Origin of the sequence: Paracoccus versutus (genome assembly GCF_000763885.1) — a bacterium.
GTDB lineage: Bacteria > Pseudomonadota > Alphaproteobacteria > Rhodobacterales > Rhodobacteraceae > Paracoccus > Paracoccus versutus.
In genome coordinates this window covers 64,225-83,249 of sequence record NZ_JRKO01000013.1, presented here as the reverse complement: position 1 = coordinate 83,249, position 19,025 = coordinate 64,225, and the positions used below count along the sequence as shown (strand labels likewise).

Below are 19,025 nucleotides of genomic sequence, written 5' to 3'. Positions count from 1 at the left end.
ATCTGGCACCATGACAAACGAACAACATGCCAGCCTGCGCATCGAGCACGTTCCCCAGACGCTTCGCGAACTTGCGGTGGAGCGCTTGCGGGCCGCGATCATGTCGGGGCGCTTCCCTTCCGGTTACCGGCTCGTCGAACGGACGCTGGTCGATCAACTGGGCGTGTCGCGATCCGTCATCCGCGAGGCGATCCGCTATCTGGAGGCCGAGGGCCTGGTCGAGATCCAGCCCCGGCAAGGGCCGATCGTCGCGACCCTCGACTGGGACAAGGCCCGGCAGATCTATGACATCCGTCTCCGGCTGGAGGCGGCGGCGGCGGCGGATTGCGCCAGGCTTCTCGACACGTCCGCCCGTGCCGATCTGCAGGCCGCGCTTCAGCGCCTCAAGGAGGCCTTTCTATCCGACGATCCCCAGGTGCTCTACGATGCGACGACGCGGTTCTACGAGGTCATTTTCGTCACCGCCGGGCATCACATCGCCTGGGAGATCGTCCAGCGCCTCAATGGGCGCATTTCGCGGCTTCGGGCGCTGACGCTGGCCTCGACCGACCGGCATGTATCGGGCCAGGCCCGGATGCAGCGCATTGCCGAGGCCATTTTCGCGCAAGACCCGGACCGGGCAGGCGAAGCCGTGCGCGAGCACCTGACCGAAGCCGCGGAAATCGCAAGCAAGCTGCTGCATGTGGCCAACAAGGATGACCAGAGGATGGGGCAATGAGCGCCTATCGGATCGCCCATGTCACCGTTCTCGATCCCGAGGCCTATGCCGGATACCAGGCGCTGGCGCCCGCGGCTTTCGCGAAGTTCGGCGCCGAGTTTCTGGTCCGGGGCGGGGCAGCCGAGACCCTGGAAGGCCCGGCCCTCCAGCGCCATGTGGTGATCCGGTTTCCCGATCTGGTCCGCGCCCGCGCCTGCTTTCATTCCCCGGAATATCGGGAAGCCCGTGCTCGCCGGAACGGCGCATGCGAGGTGCATGTCGTTATCGTGGAAGGCGTTTCGGAACCGTCGTCCTGATGCAGGTCGGCTAGGAGGCCGGCGAATGATCAAGCGAGAAGGGATATCGCGATGGCCGAAGACCAGGAATTGTTCGACAAGGGCCTGCCGATCCGGCGCGAGGTGCTCGGCGCGGACTATGTCGATGGCTCGATGCAGCGGGCGGACGACTTCATGATGTCGTTCCAGCGGGCGACCACGGCTTGGGCCTGGGGCTGGGCTTGGGGCGATCCAACCCTGGACCGCAAGACGCGCAGCCTGCTGAACCTTGCCATGCTGACCGCGCTTGGCCGCACCCCCGAGATCAAGCTGCATGTGCGGGGTGCGCTGAACAACGGCGTCACCGTGGACGAGATCCGCGCTACGTTGCTGCACGCCACCGCCTATTGCGGCATCCCGGCAGGCCTTGACGCTTTCAAGGCCGCGCATGAGATCCTGGTGGCCGAAGGAGCCGTCCCAAAACCGAATGAAGACAAATAGGGTGAAGTGCCACTTTATCATATCGGAGATTTGGGCGCGCGGATGCCTGCAATTGACATGAAGCCCGGCCGCTGTTTCGGTAACGATCTCAGGCGAATGTCATTGTGGATAATCGGCGCCTCTCGCTGGAATGTTCGGCGACCTGATTTGCGAAAGCCGCATTGACCTCTCCGCTGCTGAATCAAGTGGAATCCGCTCGACGGCCGCCGTGAACGGGTGCTGCGCTGGCTGATTCTCGGCGCATCCACTTTTTTATGTTGCAGCCATATCCTTCTTGCCGCAATCTGGGAAGGATCCCGGTCAAGCGCATCGCATCATCCTGTCGCGACCAGCCGTTCGACCAGAGCGCGCCGTAACGCCTTTATGATATCGCCGGGCGGCGGCGTATCTGTCACCAGGGGATCAATTCGGGAGTGGTGCAACCCGGCCAAGGCTGCCGGGCTGCAGATGAAGCGCAAGAACTAGGGGAGCGGCTCTGTGGGTAACTTAGCAGGCTGGTGAAAAAGTCCTTGCGACAGGACAGCGCGGGCGGGGAACCGGGAAATCCGCCTCAAATTTGCCGAAAACACCCTATTTTCGGGCCGATATCAGCTGGATCCAGAACGATTTCCGCTGCGTCGCCCTCTCAAAATCCTTTTTCAGCAGCCTGTTAGGGTCATTCCTATCCCGACATCCTGGGACCGGATCAGAGGATGACGCGCAGCAGATGTCGCATTGGTGCTGAAAGAAGATGCCGCGTGCTTTGGCGGCTTTGACCGGCTCGGCCAGCGGGAGGATCACTGGCGCGTCGACCTGCTGGGCGATCAGATCCTCGACGTTGTTGACCTGGGTCTGCACGTTGCCCGTCGTGGCCAGCACGAATTCGAGCTGCGGGAAGGCCGTTTCCATCGCCTTATTGCCTTCTTTGCCGCTGTCGGCGCGATGCTCGGAATCGAAACGACCTTCTGGATGGCTATTATCCCCCCAACCGAGCTTGGTCTGCGGTGAGCATCGCCGTGCTGGGATCTGATTTTCCGGTGAAACGAGGCGATGTTCGTCCAGGCATATGGTGATTCATAGAGTTTTTCGATAATCCTCCTCCTGCTTTCTTGCTGTGGAAGCTGATGGCTGTCCACGGGTTTCCGCTGTCCAGAGGTGTTTCCCCCTCGAATATAACTGGTAGGGAAAGTCCCAGCTAAAAGGTGGAAATGATCATCAGAGGTGATTTGGCAAAAACCACAGCTATCGCCGTCAGTCTTCCCGGCATCTCGATGGCGAATGAGGTGGCGCCCGGTGTTTTCAAGATTGCCAGCGGTGGAAGCGAGAAGATCGATTGCCATGGGGAATGCGGGGCCGTTAGCAACACCTTCTGCAGGCCGATCATGGTGCTTGCCAAGCCACCTCGGCACCGGAGCATGGGGGAAATGCATTCCTGAACAATATTTCCGGCATGCCCGGCGTAAGCGTAACCGGATGCATGGCCCCGAAAACCGTGGATGGGTGCCATGGAAATGGACCCGGCCATTATTATTGTCTTGGCAGTGCACATGACACTTCAAGCCCTGCAGTTCACGAGGCGATATTCTACGGTATAGCGGCGCACGGACCCCTGGGAGGCAGTAATTGTATCATTGATATGATCGGAACCTTGTCGGTCTGATATCGCTCGATGAGCGGTAGCATATCCGAGCCATAGACCGGATCCAGATTGCTGCGCCGCCCGCCGATCAGGCCCGGATGCGGACAGTGATGGGCGACGACGATGGTGAGGCCGGGAAGGGCGCCCTTCCAGCCATGTCCGGTGATCGGCATGGGCAAGCGCCGTGTCGGCGGTAGCCTTAGCTGATGCGATAGCGGCAATCGTCACGCTGCGCCGCCATCATCGCCCAGGCGCAGATCGCCGCGCAGGGCGAAATCCGTCCAGAGCGTGCAGCACAGGAAGCGCAGGTTGCCGAGGACGAGTTCCGCCTTCTGCAGGAATGCGCCCCGGCCCCGGCGCAGATCGCTGCCAGCGAGTCGTCGCCGTCCAGCGCATGGTTGTCATAGTCGCGGTTGCCGGGCCGGAGATGGATCCGGCCTGGCTCGACACAGCGACCCAGGTGCCGGAGCATATGCGGCCAGCGCACCTTGGGCTTGTTCGAAAGATCGCCTGCGACGATCAGCGCATCGAGCGAGGCGAGCAACTCCGCATCAAGGGCCGCGAGCGGATCGCGGCCGGCCTGCAGCCAGAAGTCGAGGTGAAGATCTGCGGCCACGAGAATGCGCATGTCACCACCCTCCCTTGTCGTTCCGGGCCGCCAGGTCGTCCGCGTTGGGAGAGCGGACCGCCGCCACCTGGGCGGCAAGCAGCTGCTTGAGCCGCACCAGACCGTCCGGCGGGGTGACGCCGGGGCAGGGCGCGCCGCGTCACGCTTGCGGCCCTCGAAGCAGGCCAGGTCGGCGCAGTTGGCTCCGGCAGCCGGACCGGCGGACAGTGGCCGGACAGCGGTCGGGCAGCCGGCACCCGTCGTTCGAGGTCGGCACCGAGATCACCCAACTCATGTCGAACGCTCGAAATAGGGCAGTTCCAGCTGCGTGCCGGCGCTTCTGGAGGAGATCAGTTCGCCCTCTCGCCCGAAATCTCGATCTGGCGTTGACCGGGCGATCGGCTTTCGAAAGCGGCGTGGCGATGGCTCCCGGCGCGGCCAAGCGCGATGGTGCTGGCCATGAATGCATGCGTCCGCCCGTCGTCGCGCATATCCGCCTGGAGAGGTCTGGAGGGTTTCACCATCTGATCGCGGAAGGGGCTGGGGCGATCCAGCCTCCGAATCTGGACAGGGCGAACAAGCCTTGCCCCGTTTAATCGCGGGTGAATTCAAGCTCGGGCAGGATGGTTTCCCATTCGTCCCGCTTGATCCATTCCCTGTAGGCTTCCTCGTTGTCGGTCTTCCGCCAGCGCACGACGGCACCGACGGAACCTTTCAGGAAGGTCATGCCCTCGGGTGGTTGCCAGGCTTTCGCCATGCGGCCAAGCGGACGGCCGCGACGGTCTCGCAGGCTCCAGCGACCATCATCGCGGATCAGGTGAAGCTCGTCGCCGGAGCGGGCGCTGGCAATGGCCGCATGGGCGGGATGTCCCGGCGCAAGACGACCGGCGAAGGACAGATCGACCGCCTCGAGGCTTGGCAGTTCGTAATGCCTTTCGGGCGGCAGGCCATTTCCGAGATCCACGCGCACCGGGCGGTGCAGGATGCCGTCGCCCCCTGGCTGCAGGAACGCATGCCGGCCGGTGGTGGTCATGGCAAGCGTCTGGCGCGCGCGGGTCATCGAGACATAGAACAGCCGGCGGGGGGCGTCCTGATCCTCGCCACGGTTGGCGTTTTCCCATCCGCCGTCCAGGATCACGACGTGATCGAACTCCAGCCCCTTGGCGCGATGCCCGGTCAGCAGAAGCAATCCGCGCTGTTCGCCCCGGCTGTCCCGCGACCATTCGGCCAGCCATTCGATGGCATCCAGCGCCGGCATCGCGCCTGTTCCCAACTCGCGGGCCAGGGCCGCGATGCCCTCGGCGATGCGGTCGATCCACCGGCTCGGCACCTGCGCGTTCAGCAGATCCAGGATATCAGCGATCGTCATCACCCTGCCGGGTTCGCGGCGCAGGTCCGCAACCAGGGCCTGCATTTCCCGCAGGCGCCAGAGGCCGGGGGGCTTTTCGCTGGCCAGCTCGACCTTGATCCCCAGCGTCTCGGCATAGGCCCGGACGGGGCCGAGCCGCTTCCATTGCCGCGCGATGATCGCGGCCCGGTCCCAACGGAATTCGGGATCGAGGCGGGACAGCCGGATCAATTCGTCCAGCGCGGCCATGGCGTGGGGGATTTCACCGGCAGGACAGTCCAGCAGCTGGACGCGACCCTGGGCGACGGGATCATGCCGGGCCATGACACCCCCCGCAGGCTCCATCACCCTGCCGCTGTCGATGGTGATGTCGTGATCGGCCTTCATGCGGTCCCGCGCCGGCCGGATGACGGCGTTCGCGGTCTCGACGATGTTCCGGGTCGAGCGGTAGTTCTCGACCAGGAATTCCGGGCGGGCGCGGTAGTCCTCCTCGAACTTGCGGATGTAGTCGATCGAGGCCCCCGCGAAGGCATAGATGTTCTGGTCGTCGTCCCCGACCGCAAACAGGCTGAGCTGAAGGTCCGGGTCGTCCAGCGACCGGCCCGCCACCGCCGCGATCAGCGCATATTCCTCGCGCCCGATGTCCTGGTATTCATCGACCAGGATCCAGCGATAGCCCTGGATCAGCGCATCGCGCTGCGCCTCGGCCTCGGCCCGGCCCAGGCCCTCGCCGTTCAGCTGGCGGACCGCCTCCATGACGATGCCGTCGAAATCGCGGTCGTCGGATTTCTGGCCGGTGAAGCTGGCGCCGACCAGGCGCATGGCCAGGGCATGGCAGGTCGAGACGGTGACGCCGTTTGCATCGTCGCCGACCAGATGGCGCAGGCGCGCCCTTATCTCGGTGGCGGCATGGCGGTTGTAGGTCAGCACCAGGATGCCGCGGGCATCTTCGCGCCGCATCCGCAGCAGGAAGGCGATGCGATGCACCAGCACCCGCGTCTTGCCCGAGCCGGGACCGGCCAGCACCAGGACATTGGTCTTTTCCCGCGTATCGGTGACGATCCGCTGCTGGACCGGGTTTCCCAGCGATTCGACGATGGCCTTCCAGGAGGTGCCGGTCGTCTGCCGGCGGATGTCCTGGCCCCGACCGGGCAGCCAGCGGTGCAGGAAGCTGTCCTGGTCCAGGGTGAAGTAGTCCGCGGACAGGCGTTCCGCCTCGTCCATGTCGACCAGGCCGCGTTCGGCATAGGCAGCCATCACATGGGTCTGCACGGTCTGCTCGGTGTAATGTTCCTCGAGCGGCAGGAAATGTTCCTTGGTGAAGGGTCCGCCCTTGGGGTTCAGGTGGACGGTCATCGCCGGGCGGAAGATCATGAGCCCCTTGCCCAATGTCACGATGCCCTGTTCGTGCAGCCACAGAAGCGCACGTTCCATGAGCTTGGTCATGTCCCTGACGCCGCTGGCTTTCAGCTCGATATCCGCGGCCATGGCGTTCAGGAGATCGCCGATCTTCGTTTCGACCTGGATGTCCTTGCCCCGGATCCCCTTGCCGACCTTGCCGGCCAGATGTCCAAGCAGAACCGCCGCCGCCTTCCAGCGCAGTTCCGCCGTCTGCTCGATGATCCGCCAGGACCGTTCGAGCGCGACGGCAAGCGTGTTGCGCGACGCCTTTCTCAGCCGGATATTGCCACGGCCGCCATCCTGGTCCCGTCCGTCGCGGGCCATGCCGCGCAGCAGCTTTTCGACGATGTCGGGGCGTGCCTCCTTATGCCCCCCGTCGCGCAGGGTCTGGCAGGTCTCCGACAGGTGCAGCGGGACGGGTTCGGACCGCCCGGCATCGGGGGCCGCCTCGCGCATCAGCGCGATCAGGGTTTTCTCCAGATCCGACGCCTCGGCAAGGCGGGCGGCGGAATGCCCTTCGATGCCGATATGGACGAAGACGGTGATCGCCAGATCGTTGCTGGCGATGCCCAGGGTCTCCAGATCGGCCATGGCCTTGTTCAGCTGGCCCGGCGTGAGGCCGCTCGCGCCGCAAAGCTCGTCACTGGAGATGCCCTGGTCCGGCGGCGCGTTCATCACATGCCGGACGATGGCGACAAGGGCCTTGCGCCGGGCCTCGGTGATCTGGGCCCCGCGCAAGCGGCTCTCGGCCTCGTCGAGCGTGCGGATCTTCAGCGAGGAGGGATAGATCTGGACGCGGTTCTCCTCGCGCCGCAGCAGCACCGCCTCTTCGAGCCAGGACACCGCCGTCTTGACCCGCGTGTCTTCGGTGGCGCTGTCGCGCTGGAATTCGCGGTCCTTTTCCTCGCGGACGATCTCGCCCGAGGTGGCGACGACCGTCCCGGTCTTGCGGGTGCGTTCGTCGATCCGGCGGATCGCCCGCAGGATCGCGCCGATCTCGTGCCGGGCCAGGCGCGAGCGTGCCGAAAGCTGGAATTGCCGCTCGATGTCGTCGGCGGCATAAAGCAGCACGCAATTGGCATCGGCCCGGTCCCGACCGGCCCGACCGGCTTCTTGCAGATAGTTCTCCAGCGAGCCGGGAATGTCGCAATGCACGACCAGGCGGATGTCGGGCTTGTCGATCCCCATGCCAAAGGCGTTGGTGGCTGCGATGACCCGCAATTCTCCGGTTCGGAAGCGTTCCTGGATGTCCTTCTTGTCGTCGGCGCCGAGGCCGGCGTGGAAATGCTCGGCCGCCATGCCCTGGTGCTTCAGAAACGCGGCGACCCGCTCGGTCGCGTTCCGGGTCGCGCAATAGACCACGGCGCCCGAGCGGCCTTCGGCGGGCAGCATGTCCGAGATCACTTCGAAGATGTCGGCCAGCTTCCTTTCTTTCCCCGTCGGACGGACCTCGAAACTCAGGTTGTCTCGCGTGGCACCGCCGTCCAGAAGCAACAGCTCGACGCCGACGCGGCTTTCGAAATGCTCGCGAATGTCGCGCACGACCTCGGGCTTTGCGGTGGCGGTCAGGCAAAGGATCGGCGGCGGCCCGTCCCCGGCGGTTTCGCGGATGAAGCGCGCGACATAACGGTAGTCCGGCCGGAAGTCGTGGCCCCATTTCGAGATGCAATGCGCCTCGTCCAGAACCCAGAGACCGATTTCCCGCTGTTGCAGCACCGAGCGGATCGAGGTGCTGCGCAGTTGCTCGGGCGAGATGATCAGGATTGCGGCATCGCCCATGCGGATCCTGTCGAGCGCGTCCTTGCGCTCGGGCATCGACAGCATCCCGTTGATCGTCACGGCCGAAGAGATCCCGGCCCGCTCCATCCCCTGGACCTGATCGGCCATCAGCGCCACCAGGGGCGAGATGACCACGGTAAGGGCGCCGGTTCTGTCGAACCGCGACAGGGCGGGGATCTGGTAGCAGACGGACTTGCCGGTGCCCGTGGGCAGGATGCCCAGCAGGTTCCGCCCGTCCATCGCCTCGCCGACGATGCGTTCCTGAAGCGAGCGCCCCCTCTCGTCGGCGGGTTGCGGCCGGAAGGCATCGAAGCCGAACCAGCGCCGGAGCGCCTTGACCGGGTCGTTCTGTTCCGCGCACCATCCGCATCCGGGATCCTGGCAGGAGCCGTCCCTCAGCTCTCGCACGATCAGCGAGGCCTCCCTGAACTGGGCCCGAACCCAGGGCGGCATGACCGAATCCCCGCCGGCGACCGAGATCCAGGACAGGGCATAGGCCATCGGCCAGCCGCGGTCGGGGCTGGCCAGCCGGTCCAGTTCCTGCTCGAGGCGCTGCTTGCAGGTCTTGCCTTCCGCAAGGCGGCGGATCGCGGCGAAGGCCTGTTCCCGAGAGGGTAGCCCGGCGCCCCGCACATGGCCAAACACCGCGTCGAATCCCCGGCTCAGATCCTTGCGCGTGGTCAGCCAGTGATAGGCGGTCAATGCATCGGGCGTTTGGGCATTCAGGTCGCTGAAGGCCTTGAGCTGGTTCTCCAGCACCTGGAAGACCAGCTTCGCATCGAGCTCGGGGTCGTTCACATGGCCAGCCTGCAGGCGCCCGTCCTGATAATGCTTGACAAGATGGTGATAGGGATTGCGCGGAAAGGCGAGGGGGTTCAGCCAGAGCGTGTCGATGGGCGCCTGCATGATCCGCGACAGGCGCGGCCGGGCAGCCACGAGATGCGCCAGATCGTGCCGCAGGAAATTATGCCCGATCGGGTGCGCGATGCCGTCGAGCGCCTCTTCCAGACGATCGAGCCCCTTCTCAAGCTGCCCCTCTTCGGCGCGGATCGCGCCGTCCATGCCGTGACGGACCGCGGCGAAGGCAAAGATCCGCGCCGTCCTGGGGTTGACCTCCAGGTCGATCGACAGGCATTGCCGCAGAAAGCGGTGGCGGTCCGATACGGCGGTCGTGGTGCATTGCTCATCCATCTTGAGCAAAGGGAATACAATTCCTGCGCTTCGTGCAATCGCAACATCGCCGCAGCTTTCGGGTCGCCCCGGCGGTGCCGGATGCCGCCGCATTCTTCTGGCGACAATGCCGGCGCCTGGCGAAGAGGGGCGGCTTGCATTCCGGCATGTTCGAATGCCCATGCCCAGGGACAGGCGCCCGGTGACGACCCGGCCTGCATGGCACGAGCTTCGCCGGCAGACGGATTTCCAGCCATTTGCCGCTCAGGCCCCGCGAAGGAATCCGGCGCGGGGGCTGAGCAGGGGCGCGCTCTGCTGCGGTTTCGATCTGGCGCGCGGTCATATTGCCCCCAAGGTCGTGGCTTATTTCGCCACCGTCACGGCGGTGCCCAGCCATGGGGCCAGGGCGCTGAGAGCCGGGACATATTGCGTGGCGACGATCGCGCGGCAGGTCTGGACCAGCAACGGTTTCAACGCCGTCAATTCGCCGCTGCGGGTCACCAGATAGATCCGCCGCGCGAAGGCCGGGCCGGGCAGGGGCAGGATCTGCAGGAACGGCACATGGTGCGCGCATTTGCGGATGCAGCTTGGCGTCAGGATGGTCCAGCCCAGCCCCGCCGCAACGAAGCTGATGATGGAATCGATGGTGTCGCAGGCGAAGGCATGCGGAACCTCCAGCCGGGTGCGGCGGAACTGCTGCTCGACCCGCCGCGCGATGCCGGTGGTGGCGCCCGAGCGGATCATCGGCGAGGTGGTGGCAAAACGGCGAAACGATTCCTCGTCGCGGAACGGCGGCACCTCCTTGGGCAGCAACGCGATGAACTGCTCGGAGAACAGCTCGTGCCGGTCGAAGCGGTCGAGATCGTCGAAAGGGTCCGCCGAGATGACGGCGTCCAGGTCGCCGCTGATCAGCTTTTGCCGCAGCGGCTCCATGAAGCCGCTGAAGATCGAGACCGCGTCGATGGTGTGGCGCATGGCCTTGATCAGCTGCGGCACCAGCGGATCGGACAGCGAATCGATGATCCCCAGCCGCAACTGGGTCAGGGTCGTCTGGTTGGCGTCGAGCAATTCGTTTCGCAACGATGCCGCCTGCGACAGCAGCCGCTCGGCGCTTTGCGCCAGCCGCCGGCCGGCGGGCGTCGGCACCATCGGCCGCGACGTGCGGTCGAACAGCGGCACGCCCAGCTCTGCCTCGAGCCGCAGGATCTGCCGGGAGACGGCCGATTGCGTCAGCTGCATGCGCTCGGCGGCGGCGGTCATGCTGCCGGAGCCGAAGACGGCGAGATACAGTTCAAGCGCATGCAGGTCTATCGCCAGGCGCGGCGGGGGGCTGAGGGGGTCGGCAGCGCACATGAAGGGTCAAACCATGATTCTAGGGAATGATGATCAGGAATTTTCGGGATGATGGCAAGCCGGAATCGTGCCGGATATGCGGGTGTTTCTGGGACACAATCCTGTAAATAATAGAATTAATGGAAACCCATCGGGGGAGGCGAGTTTTCCGGCGTGTGACCGGAGAATGATTTTTGTTTTTGATAAGGGGCGGATTCGCCTTATCCACGGCTCAGATCATCTGACAAGGGAGGAGCCTGACAATGATCACCCGCCGCACCTTTGCCGGCCTGTCGGTCAGCATCGCCATCGCCCTGGCGAGCGCAGTGCCGGCTCTGGCCGAGACCACTTTCGAGAAGATCAGGCGCACCGGCACCATGGTCGTGGGCACCGAGGCCGCCTATCCGCCCTTTGAATTCGTCAAGGACGGGCAGATCACCGGCTTCGGCCGCGACCTGCTGGACGAGATCGCCAAGGCCTGGGGCGTCGAGATCAAGCAGCTCGACCTGCCGTTCCAGGGCATCCTGCCGGGGCTGCTGGCGCAGAAGTTCGACTTCGTGGCGACCTCGGTCGGCATCAACCCGGAACGGGCGGCGCGCTATGCCTATACGCTGCCCATCGCCGACAGCACCGCCTATGCCATCAAGCGCGCCGGCAACGGCGACATCGGGGGCGTCGAGGATCTGGCCGGCAAGGTGGTGGCGACGCAGCTCGCCTCGGCCGTCGATCCGGTCGCCAAGGCGCTGGACGAAAGGCTGAAGGCCGAGGGCCAGGGTTTCGCCGAGCTGAAGCTGTTCCCCACCTTCAACGATTCCTTCCTGGCGGTGGCCAATGGCACGGCGGATGCCGCCATGGCCGGGCTGCCGGTGCTGCAGAACCTGATGAACGAACGGCCGGGCGTGTTCGAGCTGGTCGGGCAGGCGGCCGATACCCAAAGCCTGAACGCCTGGGTGGTGCGCCCCGAGGACAAGGACCTGCGCGACGCCATCAACGCCGTCATCCTGGAGCTGAAGGCCAGCGGCCGCTTTGCCGAGCTGCAGCAGAAATGGCTCGGCATGACCTACGAGCTGCCCGAAACGGGCTATCTGCCCGAAGGGGCGCTCTGACGGCCCCGCGGCCCTTGGCAAGGGGCCGCGGCACAGGCCGAGCAGAAGCAGGAGGAAGCCCGTGGATTTCGACCTTCTGGCGTTTGGTGACGCCTTCCCCCGGCTGCTGCCCGCAGCCCTCACCAACCTGACCATCGCCCTGGGCGCGATGCTGCTGGCGCTGATCGGCGGCACCGTGCTGACCGTGCTGCGCACCACCGGCATCGGCTTGCTGACCGGCGCCATCGGCGTGCTGATCAGCTTCATCCGCGGCACGCCGATCCTGGTGCAGATCTTCCTGTTCTATTACGGGCTGCCGGCGCTGGGGCTGGACCTGACGCCGATCCAGGCCGGGGTGCTGGCCATCGCGCTGAACAGCTCGATCTTCATCACCGAGATCATGCGCGGCGGCCTAGCCGGCATGGATCCCGGCCCGGTCGAGGCGGCCATCGCCCTGGGCGTGCGGGCGCGGACGATCTGGACGCGGGTGATCCTGCCGCAGCTTTACATCCGCATCCTGCCGCCGCTGGTCAACGAGCTGACCACCATCGTCAAGGGCACCGCGCTTTTGTCGGTCATCACCGTGGTCGAGGTGCTGCGCACCGCCCAGCAGATCGCCAACACCACCTTCCGCCCGCTCGAGGCGCTCCTGGCCGCCGCCATCGTGCTGTTTGCGCTGAACCTGGCGATCAGCCAGCTGGGCCGCCGCATCGAAACCCGCTTCGCCGCGCGCAGGGGATAGGTCATGACCCTCGATTTCTCCGTCATTCTCGACAATTGGCCGCTTTTCGCCGCGGGGCTGTGGATGACGCTGGTCGTCGCCCTGCTGTCCATCGCCGCGGGTTTCCTGCTGGCGATCCCGGTGGCGATCATGGCGCTGTCGCATCGCCGCTGGCTGCGCGCCATCGCCGGGGCCTATGTGGAATGGTTCCGCAACATCCCCTTCATCGTGGTGCTGTATATCTTCTTCTACGGCCTGCCCTTCATGGGGCTGCGCCTGCCCGAGCCGGTGGTCGGCGGCATCGCCCTGGCCTTCTATGCCAGCACCTATTTCTCGGAGGTGATCCGCGGCGCGGTGCTGGCGGTGCCCAAGGGCCAGCTGGAAGCCGCGCGCGCCGTCGGCATGTCCTATTTCATGGGCATGCGCGAGGTGGTGGCGCCGCAGACGCTGCGGCTGCTACTGCCGCCCTCGACCAACACCGCGATCTCGATGATCAAGGAAACCTCGGTGCTGTCCACCATCACCGTGGCCGAGATCACCTATCAGGGCCTGGTGGTCCAGGGCGCCACCTTCGCCCCGTTCGAGGTGTTCCTGACCACGGCGGCGCTTTACTGGCTGATCACCTCGGCCTTCGCCCATGGCATGCACCGGGTCGAGCGCGCCGCCGGCGCCGCGCAGGGCAGCCAGCAGGCCCGCCACAGCCTGGCCGACAAGTATCTCCAGCTCGGAATGCGGAGGAGCAAGTGACCCATCCCCTTCTGAAAGTCTCGAACCTCGCCAAGTCCTTCGGCACCATGACCGCGCTGCGCGACATCAGCTTCGAGGTCGCGGCGGGCGAGGTGGTCTGCATCATCGGCCCCTCGGGCTGCGGCAAGAGCACGCTCCTGCGCTGCATCAACTACCTGACCTTTCCCGACGGCGGCTTCGTCGAGGTGGACGGCACCCATATCGGCCGCGAGCCGGGCCGCGACGGCAAGGTGCGGATGCAGTCGCACAAGCGCATCGACCAGCTGCGGCCGATGATGGGCTTCGTGTTCCAGCAGTTCAACCTGTGGCCGCACATGACCGTGCTGGAGAACATCGCCCGCGGCCCCATCAAGGTGCAGCGCCGCCCGCGCGAGGAAGTCGAGCGCCAGGCCCGCGCGCTTCTGGCCCGCTTCGGCCTTGCCGGCAAGGAGGACGCCTATCCCTCGGCCCTGTCGGGCGGCCAGAAGCAGCGCGTCGCCATCGCCCGCGCCCTGGCCATGGAGCCGCGGCTGATGCTCTTCGACGAGCCGACCTCGGCCTTGGACCCCGAGATCGTCAAGGAGGTGCTGCTGTTCCTGCGCGAGTTGGCCGACAGCGGCATGACCATGGTGATCGTCACGCATGAGATCGGCTTTGCCCGCCATGTCGCCGACCGGGTGATCTTCCTCGACGGCGGCCTGGTCGCCGAACAGGGCCCGGCCCGGCAGGTGCTGGGTGACCCGCAGAACCCCAGGCTGAGGGAATTCCTCGCCCAGATCCACGAGGTGGCGGCGCCCGCCGACCTTTCCACCCCAAGCCATTGATTTACCCGGAGGACCATTCATGACCCGCAAGCTGACCTCGGCGCCCAAGCATGGCCATACCAGCATGCTCTATTCGACCGTGCAGACCGACCTGGACACGCTGGATGCCGACATCGCCTTTCTCGGCATCCCCTACGGCTCGGCCTATACCATGGACGAGGTGACGAACGACCAGAGCCGCGCGCCGACCGCGGTGCGGCAGGCGACGGACCGGGCGGTGCGGCTGCTCGACCGCTATGATTTCGACATCGGCGGCACGCTTTACGACGGCCGCGACGTGCGGGCGGTGGATTGCGGCGACGTGACCGGCGATCCGGCCGATCCCAAGGCGCATTCGCGCAATGCCGAAGCCGCGGTGCGCAGGATCCTGGCCGCCGGGGCGTTGCCGCTGATCATCGGCGGCGACCACGGCATCCCGATCCCGGTGCTGCGCGCCTATGACGACCAGGGGCCGATCACGCTGATCCAGATCGACGCGCATCTGGACTGGCGCGACCAGATCAACGGCGTGCATGATGGTCTGTCGAGCCCGATCCGCCGCGCCTCGGAAATGCCGCATGTGAAGGAGATCTTCCAGATCGGCATCCGCGCCCAGGGCACCGCCCGCCCCGAGGAATACGAGGCGGCGCAGGCTTACGGCTCGAACATCGTCACCGCCTACGAGCTGCACGAAAAGGGCATGCAGGCGATCCTGGACCGCATCCCGGACGGCGGGCGCTATTACCTGACCGTCGATGCGGACGGGGTCGATCCCTCGGTGATGCCGGGCGTGGCCGGGCCGGCCTTTGGCGGCGTGACCTATTGCCAGATGCGCGAGCTGCTGCACGGGCTGGTGCGCAAGGGCCGTGTGGTCGGCATGGACATCGTCGAGATCACCCCCTCGAAGGACGTGAACCAGCTGACCGCCATCGCCGCCGGGCGCTTCTTCGTGAACCTGGTCGGCGCCGCCGTCCGCGCCGGCTATTTCGACGAGCGGATCAGCCGGCGCGCCGCCCGGCCCGCCGCCTGATCGCACCCCGCCCGTTCCGGCAGTTCCGCCGGGACGGGCCGTCAATGATGCCAACCCAGGATTCAGGAGGTCCGCCATGTCCAATCCAGACGCCTCGCCCGCCGGGCCGATCATCTCCGTCGCCGGGGTGAACAAATGGTATGGTGCGTTCCAGGTGCTGACCGATGTCAGCCTGTCGGTCGCCAAGGGCGAGAAGGTGGTGATCTGCGGCCCCTCCGGCTCGGGCAAGTCGACGCTGATCCGCTGCCTGAACCAGCTGGAACAGCATCAGGAGGGCTCGATCGTCGTGGACGGGATCGAGTTGGGCAAAAGCGAAAGCGCCGCGCAGGCGGTGCGGCGCGAGGTCGGGATGGTGTTCCAGCATTTCAACCTGTTCCCGCATCTCGACCTGGTGCAGAACTGCGTCCTGGCGCCGATGTCGGTGCGCGGCATGTCCAGGCGCGCGGCCGAGGCGCTGGCGGTCAGGCTGCTGGAGCGGGTGCGGCTGGGCGAACACGCGCATAAATACCCCTCGCAGCTGTCGGGCGGCCAGCAGCAGCGCGCCGCCATCGCCCGCGCGCTCTGCATGGAGCCGCGCGTGATGCTGTTCGACGAGCCGACCTCGGCGCTCGACCCCGAGATGGTGGGCGAGGTGCTGGACACCATGCGCGGGCTGGCGGCCGAGGGCATGACCATGATGATCGTCACGCATGAGATGGGTTTCGCCCGGCAGGTCGCCGACCGGGTGGTGTTCATGGACCGGGGCCAGATCGTGGAACAGGCTCCCCCAGCGGCGTTCTTCGGCGCCCCGGTGCATGAGCGCACCCGGCGCTTCCTCAGCCAGGTTCTGCATTGAGCGGGGCGGGCATGGCGCCACGGACCATCGCGCTGGTCTCGACCGGCGGCACCATCGCCTCGCGCTTTTCGGCCGAACGCGGCGGCCTGCTCAGCATGGACGGACCCGAAGCGTTGCTGCCCTCGGGCCCGCCGGAACTGCGGGTCGATCCGTTCTGCAATCTCGGCAGCAACCGCATCGACCTGGCGCTGTCGCTGGAACTGGCGCGGCGGATCGCCGGGCATCTGGCCGATCCCGAGGTGGCCGGATGCGTGGTGACGCATGGCACCGACACGATGGAGGAAAGCGCCTTCCTGGCCAGCCTGGTGATCGGGTCCGAGAAGCCGGTGGCGTTCACCGGGGCGCAATTCGCCGCCGACAGCCCCGTGCCGGACGGGCCGGGCAATCTGGCGGCGGCGCTGCGCCTGGCGGGCTCGCGCAAGGCGCGGGGCCTGGGCGTGGTGGTGGTCTTTGACGGCAGCGCCTATGCCGCCGAGGATGTCACCAAGATCGACGCCCAGGCTCGCGCCGGCTTTGCCGGTCCGCATTTCGGCCCGGTGGCGCGCGTCGGCCGCGCCGGCATCCGCCTGCTGGCGCGGCCGCCCCGGCCCGCGCCCCGGCCGGCGACCGGCATCAGCCGGGACGTGGCGCTGTTGCCGGCGGTGATGGGCATGGACGGCCGCGGCATCGACGCATTGGTGGCCGCCGGCATGAGGGGCATCGTGATCGAGGGCTTCGGCTGCGGCAACGGCACGCCCGAACTGGCCTTGGCCGTGGCGCGCGCGCGGGAGCGGGGCGTGACCTGCGTCGTGACGACGCGCTGCCTGCGGGGCGAGACCCGGCCGCTTTACGCCGACGGCGGCGCGCTGGACTTGCAGCATGCGGGGGCGATCCTGGCGGGCCGGCTGCAGGGCAAGAAGGCCCGCATCCTGCTGGCCCTGCTGCTGGAAAGCCAGCCCGGTCCCGTCACGGCCAGGGATTTCGGGCATTATTGCCGCGATCTTGCTGGGGATGGCGGGGCGCAGATGGACTGATCGCCCGCGGCCGAGGTTGGCCCGGAGCGCGCCGCCCGTTCGATGCGGGCAGGTCAACGTGACGCGCCTGGAACGGTCGGGGGAGGCGGCATGACACGCAGGATCTTCACCACGCGCTTCGCCAGCCTCTCACCGCATTGCGTGGCGAAGGCGGAGAAGAAGGGCCGCACCAAGGCCGAGGTCGATGCGATCATCCCCTGGCTGGCGGGCTGCGGGCCAGAGGAACTGGCGGCCCGGCTGAAAGACCGGACTGATTTCGAGACTTTCCTTGCCGAGGCTGTGAACCCGGCGCGCGCGGATCAGGGGCGTGGTCTGCGGGGTCCGGGTCGAGAAGATCCGAGATCCGGTGATGCGCGAGATCCGCTATCTCGACAAGCTGGTCGACGCACTGGCCAAGGGGAAGCCGATGGAGAAGATCCTGCGGAAAGAGCGAGGCGCGCTGGCATTGCGGGTAACAGGCTACGACCTATGCTACCCCTGCCGCCGCCCGCGTGAGGCCCCTTGGCATCGTGGGCAAAAGGCCCGGTGGCGTGTTGCCGGAATCGGGCTTTTCCTCGCGGAACGGCATGCTTCCTGGTCTTCGCTCGATCCTTTGCCGGAGGCGATGCCGCTTTTCGTAGCGAGGCGCGCGGCAGCGTTCCCGCATGGCGTGCCCGGACATGGCACCCAGCCCGAGAATGCGGATGGTGGCAAGCAGCTTGCTCCTTATGATCGGCCTTTCTTCCCGAGCTTTCCTGGGCCGTGCCCCCGGCGACGATCCGCCGGGGGCAGCACGTCCTCAATACGACTTCGGCAGGCCGAGCTTCTTCTCGGCGATGTTGGACAGGATCAGCTGCGGGGTGATCGGGGCGATATAAAGGATCATGATCTCGCGCATGAAGCGCTCGACATGGTATTCCTTGGCATAGCCATAGCCGCCATGGGTCAGCATCGCGTTCTTGCAGGTCTCGACCGCCGCCTGCGAGGCCAGAAGCTTGGCCGCATTCGCCTCGGAACCGCAGGGCTTGCCTTCGTCCCACAGCCTTGCGGCATGCAGCATCATCAGGTTCGCCGCCTCCAGGTTCGCCCAGTTCTGCGCCAAGGGGTGCTGGATGCCCTGGTTCTGGCCGATGGGTCGGTCGAAGACCACGCGCTCCTTGGCATATTGCACCGCGCGCTCGTTCGCCGCCCGGCCGATGCCGATGCATTCGGCGGCCACGAAGATGCGCTCGGCGTTCATCCCGTGCAGGATGTAGCGGAAACCCTGGCCCTCTTCGCCGATCAGATCCTCGGCGGGGATTTCCAGGTTCTCGATGAACAGCTCGTTGGTGTCGATGCCCTTGCGGCCCATCTTGTCGATCTCGCGCACCTCGATGCGGCTGCGGTCGAGCTTGGTGTAGAAGATGCTGAGGCCATCGGTCGGGCGCTTGCATTCCTCGATCGGCGTGGTGCGGGCCAGCAGCATGATGTAATCGGCCACCTGCGCGGTCGAGATGAACACCTTCTTGCCGTTGACCACGTATTTGTCGCCCTGGCGCACGGCGCGGGTCTTGAGCTTGGTGGTGTTCAGCCCGGCATCTGGTTCGGTGATGCCGAAACAGGCCTTGACCTTGCCCTGGATCATCGGCGGCAGCATGCGCTGGCGCTGTTCCTCGGTGCCGAAGAGGACGATGGGCTGGAGGCCGAAGATATTGAGGTGGATGGCCGAGGCGGCCTGCACCGCGCCGCCCGATTCCGCCATGGCCTGCAGGAAGATCGCCGCCTCGGTGATGCCAAGGCCGGCGCCGCCATAGGCCTCGGGCATGGCGATGCCGAGCCAGCCGTCATGGGCGCAGGCGCGATAGAAGGCCTCGGGAAAGCCGCCCTCGCGGTCGCGTTCCAGCCAGTAGTCGGGGCCGAATTTCGACGCGATGCGCAGGGCCGCATCCCGGATCTCCTGCTGGTCGGGCGTCAGTACGTTGTCCATAGATTCCTCACTCCGGTCAAATGACAGCGGTTGTTGAACGCGCGGCTCACGCCCGGCAAAGCGACCGCGCAAAACGACCATGGTGGGCAATCCCTGCCTGACGGGATTGGGAACCACCGCGCGCTTTCCTGAGCCGTTC

The 19,025-nt window shown here is 66.1% G+C and carries 16 protein-coding genes and 1 pseudogene; 12 read left to right on the top strand and 5 right to left on the bottom strand.

Annotated elements, in window-relative coordinates; translation table 11 throughout:
- Positions 1 to 10: 10 nt before the first annotated feature.
- The 4 genes from IT40_RS07625 to IT40_RS28465 all read left to right on the top strand — a co-directional run bounded on the left by IT40_RS07625 (position 11) and on the right by IT40_RS28465 (position 2,460).
- A complete protein-coding gene (locus IT40_RS07625) occupies positions 11 to 718 on the top strand; it encodes a GntR family transcriptional regulator (protein WP_036752679.1) in 708 nt (235 codons plus the stop codon).
- Entirely contained in the window at positions 715 to 1,014 is a 300-nt protein-coding gene (locus IT40_RS07620) for a DUF1330 domain-containing protein (protein WP_036752676.1), read from the top strand. Before IT40_RS07625 ends, IT40_RS07620 begins: the two co-directional genes overlap by 4 nt.
- Positions 1,015 to 1,065: 51 nt before the next feature.
- Entirely contained in the window at positions 1,066 to 1,473 is a 408-nt protein-coding gene (locus IT40_RS07615) for a carboxymuconolactone decarboxylase family protein (RefSeq protein WP_036752673.1), read from the top strand.
- A 714-nt stretch (positions 1,474 to 2,187) separates the two neighbouring features.
- Positions 2,188 to 2,460: a hypothetical protein gene (locus IT40_RS28465; RefSeq protein WP_036752670.1), complete on the top strand. Its 273-nt coding sequence runs from the start codon at positions 2,188 to 2,190 to the stop codon at positions 2,458 to 2,460.
- Between the two features lie 187 nt (positions 2,461 to 2,647).
- On the opposite strand, the gene IT40_RS28460 is transcribed toward IT40_RS28465, so the two are convergent.
- The 4 genes from IT40_RS28460 to IT40_RS07595 form a co-directional block, all read right to left on the bottom strand.
- Entirely contained in the window at positions 2,648 to 2,836 is a 189-nt protein-coding gene (locus IT40_RS28460) for a hypothetical protein (RefSeq protein WP_157034067.1), read from the bottom strand.
- A gap of 454 nt (positions 2,837 to 3,290) precedes the next feature.
- A complete protein-coding gene (locus IT40_RS07605; protein WP_116171156.1) occupies positions 3,291 to 3,719 on the bottom strand; it encodes a metallophosphoesterase in 429 nt (142 codons plus the stop codon).
- A gap of 571 nt (positions 3,720 to 4,290) precedes the next feature.
- A complete protein-coding gene (locus tag IT40_RS07600; protein ID WP_052095787.1) occupies positions 4,291 to 9,417 on the bottom strand; it encodes a RecQ family ATP-dependent DNA helicase in 5,127 nt (1,708 codons plus the stop codon).
- A 342-nt stretch (positions 9,418 to 9,759) separates the two neighbouring features.
- Positions 9,760 to 10,749, bottom strand: coding sequence for a LysR family transcriptional regulator (locus tag IT40_RS07595; protein WP_036752668.1), 990 nt, complete (start codon positions 10,747 to 10,749; stop codon positions 9,760 to 9,762).
- Positions 10,750 to 10,991: 242 nt separating this feature from the next.
- On the opposite strand from IT40_RS07595, the gene IT40_RS07590 reads away from it, so the two are divergent.
- From IT40_RS07590 to IT40_RS30735, 8 genes and pseudogenes are all read left to right on the top strand, one after another.
- On the top strand, positions 10,992 to 11,834 hold the full coding sequence (locus IT40_RS07590) for a transporter substrate-binding domain-containing protein (protein ID WP_036752665.1): 843 nt from the start codon (positions 10,992 to 10,994) through the stop codon (positions 11,832 to 11,834).
- A 61-nt stretch (positions 11,835 to 11,895) separates the two neighbouring features.
- Entirely contained in the window at positions 11,896 to 12,555 is a 660-nt protein-coding gene (locus IT40_RS07585) for an amino acid ABC transporter permease (protein ID WP_036752662.1), read from the top strand.
- 3 nt (positions 12,556 to 12,558) lie between these two features.
- Positions 12,559 to 13,281, top strand: a complete 723-nt coding sequence (locus IT40_RS07580; RefSeq protein WP_036752659.1) for an amino acid ABC transporter permease — start codon at positions 12,559 to 12,561, stop codon at positions 13,279 to 13,281.
- Positions 13,282 to 13,328: 47 nt separating this feature from the next.
- A complete protein-coding gene (locus tag IT40_RS07575; protein ID WP_208021339.1) occupies positions 13,329 to 14,084 on the top strand; it encodes an amino acid ABC transporter ATP-binding protein in 756 nt (251 codons plus the stop codon).
- A gap of 19 nt (positions 14,085 to 14,103) precedes the next feature.
- Positions 14,104 to 15,093 (top strand): agmatinase, encoded by a 990-nt coding sequence (locus tag IT40_RS07570; protein WP_036752653.1) that lies wholly within the window; start codon positions 14,104 to 14,106, stop codon positions 15,091 to 15,093.
- A gap of 76 nt (positions 15,094 to 15,169) precedes the next feature.
- Positions 15,170 to 15,928 carry an amino acid ABC transporter ATP-binding protein gene (locus IT40_RS07565; protein ID WP_036752650.1) on the top strand — a complete coding sequence of 253 codons (759 nt, stop codon included), beginning with the start codon at positions 15,170 to 15,172 and terminating at the stop codon, positions 15,926 to 15,928.
- An 11-nt stretch (positions 15,929 to 15,939) separates the two neighbouring features.
- Positions 15,940 to 16,941 carry an asparaginase gene (locus tag IT40_RS07560; protein WP_052095786.1) on the top strand — a complete coding sequence of 334 codons (1,002 nt, stop codon included), beginning with the start codon at positions 15,940 to 15,942 and terminating at the stop codon, positions 16,939 to 16,941.
- 42 nt (positions 16,942 to 16,983) lie between these two features.
- Positions 16,984 to 17,305 (top strand): annotated as a pseudogene (locus IT40_RS30735) (DUF2200 family protein); the annotation flags it as partial.
- A 414-nt stretch (positions 17,306 to 17,719) separates the two neighbouring features.
- Here IT40_RS30735 and IT40_RS07555 read toward each other — a convergent pair.
- The gene (locus tag IT40_RS07555; RefSeq protein ID WP_036752647.1) at positions 17,720 to 18,886 is read right to left on the bottom strand and encodes an acyl-CoA dehydrogenase family protein; all 1,167 of its coding nucleotides are present in this window, start codon (positions 18,884 to 18,886) and stop codon (positions 17,720 to 17,722) included.
- Positions 18,887 to 19,025: the final 139 nt, after the last annotated feature.